We start from the raw sequence: 9940 nt of genomic DNA, 5'->3' as shown, positions 1-9940 counted from the left end.
GAAGGGAAAGAAATCCCAACCAAAAAAGGAATCCGTCATCCACACCCGAAAGCATGAACATGACGGGGTTGTGCATCATGCACTGGCTTTTAACACACTGTTGAGTTCTCAAGAAACGGACGCGTACTCCCCAACCTGCGAGAGGCGCTCATTTCGTCTTCGTTGTGTCTTTATCTTTTCAGCCGCCCGACCCGGTGTCAAATTGACCCGACTCGCATCGACCTTCTGGAATAAACACCGCCCCGTTTCCGGGACAACCCCTCTAACTTACCAGCCCATCCGGATGGTGCGAACCATCTGGATGAACCAGGAGAAAGTGGGATGTGCTGGGCATCGTCCGGAGTTCCGTGAACCCCTGCGCCGCCCTGCCTGAGCAACTCTAGCAGCCGTCCACGGCTGCTTCGTGCCGTACAGGTAATCATGGTGTCCTTCCCTGGCCTCAAGATGCTCAAACCTGTCGATCTCGGACCGAGGCCGGGGCGGGCGGCCGACATGGCGGAGACAAGCCGAAAGCAAGTCATCCGCAATCGCCTCTGTGTACGAAGTAGCTACGAGCAATCTGCGTCCCCGGAGGTGTCCGCAATGACCCGCTCGGAGTTCGATGACATCCGCGCCTTCCTTGCCGACGACGCGACTCACGCTGGAGACCTCCTCCGAGTCGCCCGGACGCTGATCGACGACCTGGAGCACGCGCGCATGCGTGAGGCCGTCCTGCGGACGTACTACTTGCGTCTGCTCACCGCCGCCCGGGCCACGGTGGCGGCCGAGGCGGTGGACGCGCCCGACCCGCTGGCCTTCCTCAAGCACGAGCTCGCCGAACGCGGTCAGCTTCCCGAGAGCGGTGAGGCCGTGCAGCGCATCCTGGCCGACGCCCGCGCGGCGGCCGCCCTGCTGGCCTGCCTGGAGCAGCCGGCTCAGGTGCGGCCGGCGAGAGGCATGCGACTGCGCCGCTGCGTCGGCTCCGCCCGTACGCTGCCTCACTGAACGCGTTCCTCTACGAAGGCAAGAAGACGGGCGAGGCGGGCGAGACCGGCCATTGGCGTGCGGAACAGGACGTCAGGTAATGTTGCCGTCTCCAGCGATGGACCCGACCGAGGAGGTGAGACCCATTACCGCTCTAGCAGGCTGGGTGCTCCCGCCTAATGGTTGTGTGGTCCACCTGACGTAGGTGGCCAGGGAGCGCTCATTGGCTTTCCGAAAGGCGCTCATGTCGGTTTTTCCGTCATCTGTCCACCAATCCGCCATCGTCATCAGGCTCCGGGCCGCCGGCTGTGTCTTCGCCGAGGACGAGGCGGAGTTGCTCATCTCCACGGCGAGGACGCCGGAGGATCTCGCCACCATGGTCGATCAGCGGGTCGCCGGTCTCCCCCTTGAGCACGTTCTTGGCTGGGCGGAGTTCTGCGGGCTGCGGATCGCGGTGGATCCCGAGGTGTTCGTGCCGCGCCGCCGTACGGAGTTCCTCATCAGCCAGGCCGCCGCGCTGGGCGACCGGTCGGCCACCGTCGTCGTCGATCTGTGCTGCGGGACGGGCGCGATGGGCGCCGCGCTGGCGGCGGTCCTGGACGGGGTCGAGTTGCACGCCGCCGACCTGCACCCCGCCGCCGTCCAGTGCGCGCGCCGCAATCTGGCTGCCATCGGTGGCCAGGTGTACGAGGGCGACCTCTACGAGCCGTTGCCCGCAACGCTGCGGGGTCGCGTCGACATCCTGATCGCCAGCCCACCGTACGTACCCACCGAGGCGATCCGGCTGTTGCCCTCGGAGGCCCGCGTCCACGAGCCGCTGGTGGCGCTCGACGGTGGCGCGGACGGGCTCGACGTCGTGCGGCGGATGATCGCGGAGGCGCCGCCGTGGCTGGCACCGGGCGGTCATCTGCTGGTCGAGACCAGCGAGGGCCAGGCGGCGCAGACGGCCGACACCATGGCCGCGGGCGGGCTGACCCCGCGCGTGGCCCGCTCCGATGAGCTGTACGCCACCGTCGTCATCGGCACCAAACCCACCGAGTAGGGAGCGGCGACCGTGCGTGCGGCCGGCCGCACGCACGGTGTGCCCAGGTGACCAGAAGACGACCACTCGCTTACCCAGCCTTGGTCGACTGGCTGTAAGACTGCGCATATGTGGCAGCGATGGTTCAACTGGGCAGCAATCGTCCTAGTCGGCGGTTTCAGCCTCGTGTGGCTAGGTGTCGTGATTTATGTGAATGACACCTCCACCTTCTGGATGCGTGCCTTCCAGCTGGCCTTCGGTGTCGCGCTGGCCGCATGGACCGTACGCAAGACAACTCTGATGATCACCAAGGCGTGAGTCCCATGAGCGATCAACTTTACGAAATCAGTCACGACATGGGCGATGACGTACAGCTGTCCGCCACCGCCATGTACATGGACAGGCTCCCGCAACGGCACAGAATCCTCGAGATCGATGACGAGGCCGCGCGAAGCATCTCCCGATGGGTGAACGAGGAGGACGGCCGCGAGTCCGACGCCTTCGCGGACCCGCTGGAGGACACGTACTTCCCACCGGAGTAGCGGCTACGGCTGGAAGCGGTAGCCCATTCCCGGCTCTGTCAACAGGTGTACGGGATGCCCTGGATCGCGCTCCAGCTTGCGGCGTAGCTGGGCCATGTACTGCCGCAGGTAGTGGGTCTCCTTCACATACGAAGTCCCCCACACCTCTCTCAGCAACTGGCGCTGGCTGATCAGCTTGCCGGGGTTGCGTACCAGCAGCTCCAGGAAATGCCACTCCGTGGGCGTCAGACGTACCCCGCCTGACACCGTTTTCCTGGCGAGGTCGACCAGGTGCTCGCCCACCCGCACGGTCGCGGGGTCGTCGGGCGCCGCACCCATGCGGCGCGTCACCGCGCGGATGCGCGCGAGGAGTTCGTCGATCCCGAACGGCTTGGTCACGTAGTCGTCGGCTCCCGCGTCGAGCGCGTCCACTTTGTCGGGGCTGCCCGCCCGGCCCGAGAGGACGATGATCGGCACGCTCGTCCAGCCGCGCAGCCCGTGGATGACGTCCACTCCGTCCAGGTCCGGCAGTCCGAGGTCGAGGATGATCAGGTCGGGATGCCAGTCGGCGGCCTGGCGCAGCGCGGCCGTGCCGTCCGGCGCGACGGCCACCTCATAGCTTCTGGCGGCCAGGTTGATGCGCAACGCCCGCAGGATCTGCGGTTCGTCGTCCACCACGAGCACGCGGGTCAAGGAGCCCTCCGCAGCGAGACGGTCATGGTCAAGCCCCCTCCAGGTGTCCGCTCCGGCGTGAGCGTCCCGCCCATGGCCTCCGTCAGCCCTCGAGACAGCGCCAACCCGAGGCCCAGCCCCACACCTTGCCGATCGCCCAGGCGCTGGAACGGCATGAACACCCGCTCCTGGGCCTCCGCCGGAATGCCGGGTCCCCGGTCGATGACGCGGAACTCGACGTGTTCGCCGTACGAGCTCGCGGAGATCACGACCTTGCGATCGGGCGGGTTGAAGCGGACGGCGTTGGACATCAGGTTGACCAGCACCCGCTCCAGCAGCGCCGCGTCGGCCATGAACTCCGGAACCTCCCCGCTGAACCCGTCGTGCACGCGGTCGCGCAGCGGCCCGAGATCGGCGATCGCCTGGGGGACGACGTCCTCGACCGCCAGCGGCTCCAGCGTGACGCCGAGCACGCCGGCCTGCAGGCGGCTCATGTCGAGGAGGTTCGACACCAGCCGGTCGAGCTTGATGAGCGACTCTCCCGCGGTGGCCAGCAGTTCCGCGCGGTCCTCGGGGGTCCAGTCGACCTCTGTGCCGCGCAGGCTGTCGACCGCCGCCCTGGCCGCGGCGAGCGGGTTGCGCAGGTCGTGGCTGACGGCGGCGAGCAACGCGGTACGCATCTTGTCGGCCTCGGCCAGCGGCTTGGCCCGCTCGGCCTCCTCGCGCAGGCGTTCCTGTCGCAGCGCCACCGCCGATTCGGCCGCGAACGCCTCGAGCACCTGCCGGTCCGCCACGTCGAGCTGCCTTCCCCGTACGGCCAGCACCAGGTCGTCGTCGATGGGCACGTCGGTGTCGGCATGGCCCGGCGAGGTGGACGGCGGCCCTCCAGCCGTGGCCACGACGCGCCAGGAGTCGCCGTCGCGCTCGAGCAGCGTGACGGACGCCAGCTCGTACACCTCCTTGAGCCTGGCCAGCAGGGACGGCAGCGCCGCGTCGCCACGCAGGACGTGGCCGGCGAGCGTGGACAGCACCTCGGCGTCGGCGCGCGCTCGGGTGGCCTCCCTGCTGCGGCGGGCCGCCTGGTCGACGACCGTGCTGACCATCGCGGCGACCAGGACGAAGGTGGTCAGCGCGACCAGGTTCTCCGGCGCGGAGATCGTCAGCGTGTGGAGCGGCGGCGTGAAGAACCAGTTGAGCAGCGCGAAGCCGAGCACCGCCGCGGTGAGCGCCGGCCACCTGCCGCCCACCAGGGCGACGGCGACCACCAGCAGCAGGAAGAACAGGATCTCGCTCGGCAGCGTGAGCCGCTCGGCGAACGCCAGCATGACGGCCGTGAGCAGCGGCAGCCCGAGCAGCGCCATCGCCCAGCCGGCGATCCGCCGCCCACGTGTCATGCCCCGCTCCTGGTGGTTGTCTCGGTGACCTCCAGGCTACGACCAGGAACGCGACGTCCTACGGCTGGTACGGCGGGGCGACGCCCCAGCCCCAGTGCGGCACCGGAGCCTTGGTCGGGGGCGTCGCGCCGGGCTGCGAGTTGTGCACGGCCAGCCGGGTGCCCCACTCGATGTAGCCGGCGAAGGCGGCCCGGAACTCGGGGTCGTCGGGCAGTCCCACTTCGTCGGCGGCGTCCATCAGCAGGTTCACCCATCTGCGCCGCTGTGGCTCGGTGATGCCCTTGCCGAGGTGCTGGGAGAGCATGTGCGGGTAGCCGCCCCGCTCCTTGGTGTAGTGGTCGGGGCCGCCGAACACTTCACCGAGCCACATCGCCACATAGCGCGGATGGCCGGGGTCCATGTGCGCGAACAGCGGCCCGATCAGGTCGTCCTTCCGCACATGCTGGTAGAACGCTTCGGTGAGCCGCTCCAGCGCCTCTGCCCCGCCCGCCCATTCGTACAAGGTCGGCACTGCCTCATTATCCATGTAATCATGTAATCAGGTGCGGGGTTGGGCGGCAAGTTCTGAAAGTTACACGCTGTTCCGGGTAACGCCGCAGGTCGAAAGAGCCACCCGGACCGGCCGCCTTTCCGCCGCCACCAGGCGCTCCTACGCTCTCGGCAGACCCACGATCAGGGAGCTGACGATGTCGCGGATGAGCGCCTTAGTGGTGGCGATGCTGACCCTGATCGGAACGGTACTCTTCCTGACCACGACACCGGCCGGCGCGGCCGCCACCAGGATCATGCCTCTCGGCGACTCGATCACCGGCTCGCCCGGCTGCTGGCGGGCCCTGCTGTGGAACAGGCTCCAGAGCACGGGCTACACCGACATCGACTTCGTCGGCACGCTGCCGCCGCAGGGCTGTTCGGTGTCGTACGACGGCGACAACGAGGGCCACGGTGGCTTCCTCGCGACGAACGTGGCCGGCCAGAACCAGCTCCCCGGCTGGCTGGCGGCCACCAAGCCCGACATCGTGGTGATGCACTTCGGCACCAACGACGTGTGGAGCAACATCGCACCCGCGACGATCCTCAGCGCGTTCACCACGCTGGTGAACCAGATGCGGGCCAGCAACCCCGCGATGAAGATCCTGGTCGCGAAGATCATCCCGATGAACCCGTCCACCTGCGCCGACTGCGGGCAGCGCGCCGTCAACTTCAACAACGCGATCCCCGCATGGGCCGCCGCCACCTCCACCCAGCAGTCGCCGATCGTCGTCGTCGACCAGTGGACGGGGTTCAGCACGAGCGCGGACACGTACGACGGAGTGCACCCGAACGCCTCGGGCGACCAGAAGATGTCCGACCGCTGGTACCCGGCGCTGGTGAACTTCCTCACCCCGGGCGGGTCCACGCCGACGCCCACTCCCACCGTCACGCCAGTGGGCGGTTGCACGGCGATGTTCAAGAACGTCGGGCAGTGGACGGGCGGCTTCCAGGGCGAGGTCACGGTCAAGAACACCGGGACCGCGACGACGAACGCCTGGACGGTCGGCTGGACGTTCGCCAACGGCCAGCAGATCACTCAGATCTGGGGCGGCACGCTCACCGCGAACGGGGCCGCCGTCAGCGTGCGGAACGTCAGTTGGAACGGCACCCTGGCCGCCGGAGCCACGGCCACCTTCGGCTTCCTGGCCTCCTGGAACGGCACCAACACCGCGCCCTCCCCCACCTGTTCCCCTATCTGAGCACTCTTCAATCGTTCGAATGACAGTTGTCATCCAAACGATTGAAGAACTACGCTCTCCAGGCATGGGAGCACGGCGGGCACCGCGCCCAGAGGATCGCGGCCAAGCGGCGGAACAGACACGGGAGCGGATCCTGACCGCCGCCGTGGCCGAGTTCGGGGCGAAGGGCTACGCGGGTGCCCGCACGGCCGGCATCGCCGCCCGCGCCGGCGTCAACCAGCAGCTGATCTCTTACTACTTCGGCGGCAAGCAGGGGCTGCTGGACGAGCTGCGCCGGCGCTGGCAGGAGGTCGAGGCCGGCCTGGTCACGCCGGACACGTCGTTCGCGGACTCGATCGGCGCGCACCTGGACGCGACGCTCGACAATCCCGACTGGGCCCGGCTGACCGTCTGGCAGGCCCTTGGCGACTGCCCGTTCACCGATGAGGCGGACGGGCGACAGTACCTGGATCGCCAACGGGCCAAAATGGCGGATTCGGTGGAGAAGATCCGCCAACGGCAGGAGAACGGCGAGGTCACCGATGAGGTGGACGCCAGGTTCGCGCTCCTGACCGCCTACGCGGTGGTCTTCGCCCCGATCACGATGCCGCACTTCGTCCGGGCCCTCTTCGGTGACGACCCCTTGTCACCTGAAACCCGTACCGAACTCCGCAACCAACTGATCAAACTTCTCGGGAGGTCCTCTTAATGGTCACTGTCGTCTTCGGCGCCCGGGGCAATGTAGGCCGCCATGTCGCCGCCGGACTGCGCGCGGCGGGCATACCGATCCGTGCGACGGGGCGGGATCCGCACGCGCCTGGGTTCCCGCCGGACACACCGGTCGTAGCAGCCGATCTCGACTCGCCCGAGACGCTGCCCGCCGCCCTGGAGGGTGCCGAGAAGGTCTTCCTGTACACCAAGCCGGATGGCATCGACGGGTTCGTGAAGGCGGCGCGATCCGCCGGCGTACGACACGTGGTGCTGCTGTCATCGGCGTCCGTCGTCATCCCCGACGCCGAACACAACCCGATCGCCCAGCTGCATCGTGTCGTCGAAGCGGCCATCGAGGGCTCCGGCATCGACTGGACGTTCGTCCGGCCGGGGATGTTCGCCACGAACACCCTGTGGTGGTGGGCCCAGTCGATCAAGACCGACAACACCGTCCGTACGGCGTACCCGGACGCGCAGATCGCCCCCATCCATGAGAAGGACATGGCCGCGCTCGCCGTCACCGCTCTGACCGAGCCCGGCCACGCTCAGCGGGCCTACACGCTCTACGGCCCCGAGTCGCTCACCATCAGGCAGCAGGTCGAGCACATCGGCGAGGCCATCGGCCGCAAGATCACGCTTGACGTGATCTCCGTCGAGGAGGCCCGGTCGGATCTGGCCAAGTCCATGCCCCCGATCGGGGTGGAGACCATCATGCGCATGCTGGCAGCCAGCACCGACCGCCCCGCCGCGACCTCGACGGTCGTCGAGGAGGTCACCGGCCATCCCGCGCACACCTTCGCCCAGTGGGCCCAGGACCACGCCGACGACTTCCGGTAAGGCTCAGCGCGCGTACGCCCTGACGGCCAGGACGTTGGGAATGGGGTCCTCGCCCGGTTCGTACATCCGCTCGATGTCGAGTTCCGCGTCGATGAACGCGTTGATCAGGCCTGGGAGCGGAAGCTGGCTCATCCCCACCCGGTCCCGGACCCCGCCCTTACGCCACCATGGTCCGCGCCGGTGCCAGCCCTTGATCCGGTACGTGGGGTGGATGATCAGCGCGCCGTCCTCGCGGTTCTCGATGTGCGGGCCGTTGAAACACGGGTGCGCCCCGTAGAACAGCAGCAGGCCGCCGGGGCGCAGCACCCGGGCCGCCTCCTTGAGCAGTCCGGGAAAGTCGCCGATGTCGGTCGACACCCAGAACGCGGCGACGGTGCCGAACACCCCTGCGGCGAACGGCAGCGCCGTACCGTCACCTTGGAGCAGCGGCGCGTGGTCCCTGCGGCGGGCGATGCGCAACTGGTCGCCGGACCGGTCGAGCCCCACGACGGTCCGGCCGGTGGCGCGGATCGCGTCGAGGTAGAGGCCGGTGCCGCAGCCCAGGTCCAGGCACGGTCCGTCGCCCGGCCCCAGCAGCTCGGCCACGTCCGGCTGGTTCGCGGCGGCGCAGGGGGTGTTGAACTCGTCGTACCACTCGGCCTGGCCGTCATAGCGCGCGGTCATGATCCATCAATATCCCGCTTTCGACGGTTATTAACCGCGCGGGTCTCGTCGCGCGCGTATTCCGAGGAACGCGATCACCAGGCCGATGATGAGGACGACAGGGCCGATGATGGCCCACATGGTGACGCCGCTCATCACGCTACCGCCGACGATGCCCAGCCCTTGAAGCGTCCACAGGCCGCCGACCAGGATCAGGAGAACACCGAGGACGAGGAAGATCCATGCTTTCACTGCTTTTCTCGTTTCTTGTCCTGGCGGGGGTGGGGGAAAGCGCCTTCAGGATGACATGGTTGCCCGGCTGATGTCCTTCCCCAGGCTGAGCGCGGCGGCGATCAGCTCAAGCTGGTCAAGCTGCGCGTCGAGGGTGAGGGCCGCGATACGGCAGACGACGTGCCGCGTGCCCGCCTCCGCGTAGCGGGCGAGCGTCTCGGCCACCTGTTCGGCCGGACCCGCGACCATCACCTGGTTCTTCCGTACGATCTCGTACGGAAGGCCGTACACAACCCGGCAGTAGGCGTCGAGCTCCTGCTCCCCCCGTTCCGCGTCGCCGGTGATCAGCACCGTGACGAACAGCGCCGGGGTGATCGCGCCGGCGAGACGGCCCGCGGACTCCGCCACCCGTCTTACCTCCTGAAGGCCCGTACGGTAGTCGGCGACGTCCGGCGGGTAAGGCAGCCACCCGTCGTAGAGCCGGCCAGTGCGCTCACGCGCCGACGGGCTCCCCCCGGCGAGCCAGATCGGCGGGCCGCCCGGCCGGTAGGACGGCGTGGACTCCGGCAGGTCGTCGTGGCGCAACACCTCGCCATGGAACGCGCGCTCGCCCGCCCACAGCGCCCGCCACAGCGAGACCGTGTCGTCCAGCCGCCGGAACCGTCGCTCCCACGGCACCTCCGATACCGCGTACTCGGGCTCGGACCGGCCGGGGAAGCCCGCGCCCACGGCCACGACGAGCCGGCCGGCCGAGAGGTGGTCGATGGAGGCCAGCTCCTGCGCGGCTGTGACCGGACGGCGGAAGGCCGGCAGCAGGGCGGCGGTGCCGAGCGTGACGCGTTCGGTGGCGGGGGCGAGGGCGGCGAGCATGGCCAGCGGCTCGATCCGCGCGCCGAGAAGGGTGTCGTTGGCCCAGAGGGAGTCGTACCCGAGCCGCTCCGCCCGGACGGCGAAGTCGACCAGCCGCCGGGCGTCGTTCCACTGGCTCTGGTTGGTGGGGAGCAGGACTCCCAGCCGCGGGCGGGCGAGGTCCTGCGTACGAGTATCGGTCACTGCTTCTCCTTGGTACGCGTCTGACCTTGAGCAGCTTGGGAGAAGAGCCGCGGTCCGGCAATTCCGCGGAAGGTATGACGGTGTCGCAGAGGCGGTTGAGGTGACCCCGCCACGCTCGGTAACCCATTTGTTACACGACGCCCCTTGCTGGGATTTCTTGTGATATGTACGGTCCTTTCATTGCCA

General features: G+C 68.3%; 13 protein-coding genes. 7 read left to right on the top strand and 6 right to left on the bottom strand.

The genetic code is table 11. From position 1 onward, the window contains the following. From KLK06_RS35015 to KLK06_RS34995, 4 genes are all read left to right on the top strand, one after another. Nucleotides 1–373: hypothetical protein (locus KLK06_RS35015; protein ID WP_214639858.1), on the top strand; the 373-nt coding region annotated here is incomplete at its 5' end. Nucleotides 374–582: 209 nt separating this feature from the next. After that, nucleotides 583–984: a hypothetical protein gene (locus tag KLK06_RS35010; protein WP_214639857.1), complete on the top strand. Its 402-nt coding sequence runs from the start codon at nt 583–585 to the stop codon at nt 982–984. A gap of 223 nt (nt 985–1207) precedes the next feature. Beyond that, a complete protein-coding gene (locus KLK06_RS35005) occupies nt 1208–2005 on the top strand; it encodes a putative protein N(5)-glutamine methyltransferase (protein ID WP_214639902.1) in 798 nt (265 codons plus the stop codon). 302 nt (nt 2006–2307) lie between these two features. Next, entirely contained in the window at nt 2308–2526 is a 219-nt protein-coding gene (locus KLK06_RS34995; RefSeq protein WP_214639855.1) for a hypothetical protein, read from the top strand. A gap of 3 nt (nt 2527–2529) precedes the next feature. On the opposite strand, the gene KLK06_RS34990 is transcribed toward KLK06_RS34995, so the two are convergent. The 3 genes from KLK06_RS34990 to KLK06_RS34980 are packed head-to-tail and all read right to left on the bottom strand — an operon-like array spanning nt 2530 to nt 5097. After that, nucleotides 2530–3198, bottom strand: a complete 669-nt coding sequence (locus KLK06_RS34990) for a response regulator (protein WP_214639854.1) — start codon at nt 3196–3198, stop codon at nt 2530–2532. Then, complete coding sequence (locus KLK06_RS34985) at nt 3195–4571, bottom strand: DUF4118 domain-containing protein (RefSeq protein ID WP_214639853.1); 1377 nt, start codon at nt 4569–4571, stop codon at nt 3195–3197. Before KLK06_RS34985 ends, KLK06_RS34990 begins: the two co-directional genes overlap by 4 nt. 58 nt (nt 4572–4629) lie before the next feature. Next, nucleotides 4630–5097, bottom strand: coding sequence for a group II truncated hemoglobin (locus KLK06_RS34980; protein WP_214639852.1), 468 nt, complete (start codon nt 5095–5097; stop codon nt 4630–4632). Between the two features lie 169 nt (nt 5098–5266). Here KLK06_RS34980 and KLK06_RS34975 point away from each other — a divergent pair, with 169 nt between their 5' ends. The 3 genes from KLK06_RS34975 (at nt 5267) to KLK06_RS34965 (ending at nt 7828) form a co-directional block, all read left to right on the top strand. Continuing rightward, on the top strand, nt 5267–6301 hold the full coding sequence (locus tag KLK06_RS34975; protein ID WP_250906431.1) for a cellulose binding domain-containing protein: 1035 nt from the start codon (nt 5267–5269) through the stop codon (nt 6299–6301). A 64-nt stretch (nt 6302–6365) separates the two neighbouring features. After that, complete coding sequence (locus KLK06_RS34970) at nt 6366–6989, top strand: TetR/AcrR family transcriptional regulator (protein WP_214639850.1); 624 nt, start codon at nt 6366–6368, stop codon at nt 6987–6989. Then, nucleotides 6989–7828, top strand: a complete 840-nt coding sequence (locus KLK06_RS34965; RefSeq protein WP_214639849.1) for an NAD(P)H-binding protein — start codon at nt 6989–6991, stop codon at nt 7826–7828. Before KLK06_RS34970 ends, KLK06_RS34965 begins: the two co-directional genes overlap by 1 nt. Nucleotides 7829–7831: 3 nt before the next feature. Here the strand turns inward: KLK06_RS34965 and KLK06_RS34960 are convergent, their stop codons facing one another. The 3 genes from KLK06_RS34960 to KLK06_RS34950 are packed head-to-tail and all read right to left on the bottom strand — an operon-like array spanning nt 7832 to nt 9754. Next, nucleotides 7832–8491 carry a class I SAM-dependent methyltransferase gene (locus KLK06_RS34960; protein WP_214639848.1) on the bottom strand — a complete coding sequence of 220 codons (660 nt, stop codon included), beginning with the start codon at nt 8489–8491 and terminating at the stop codon, nt 7832–7834. Nucleotides 8492–8521: 30 nt separating this feature from the next. After that, complete coding sequence (locus KLK06_RS34955) at nt 8522–8722, bottom strand: hypothetical protein (protein ID WP_214639847.1); 201 nt, start codon at nt 8720–8722, stop codon at nt 8522–8524. Between the two features lie 45 nt (nt 8723–8767). Further along, entirely contained in the window at nt 8768–9754 is a 987-nt protein-coding gene (locus KLK06_RS34950) for an LLM class flavin-dependent oxidoreductase (RefSeq protein ID WP_214639846.1), read from the bottom strand. Nucleotides 9755–9940 lie beyond the last annotated feature (186 nt).

This window comes from Nonomuraea sp. NEAU-A123 (genome assembly GCF_018603905.1).
GTDB lineage: Bacteria > Actinomycetota > Actinomycetes > Streptosporangiales > Streptosporangiaceae > Nonomuraea.
Note: the sequence above shows the minus strand (reverse complement) of the source record. Positions and strands in the feature narration are given on the sequence as shown.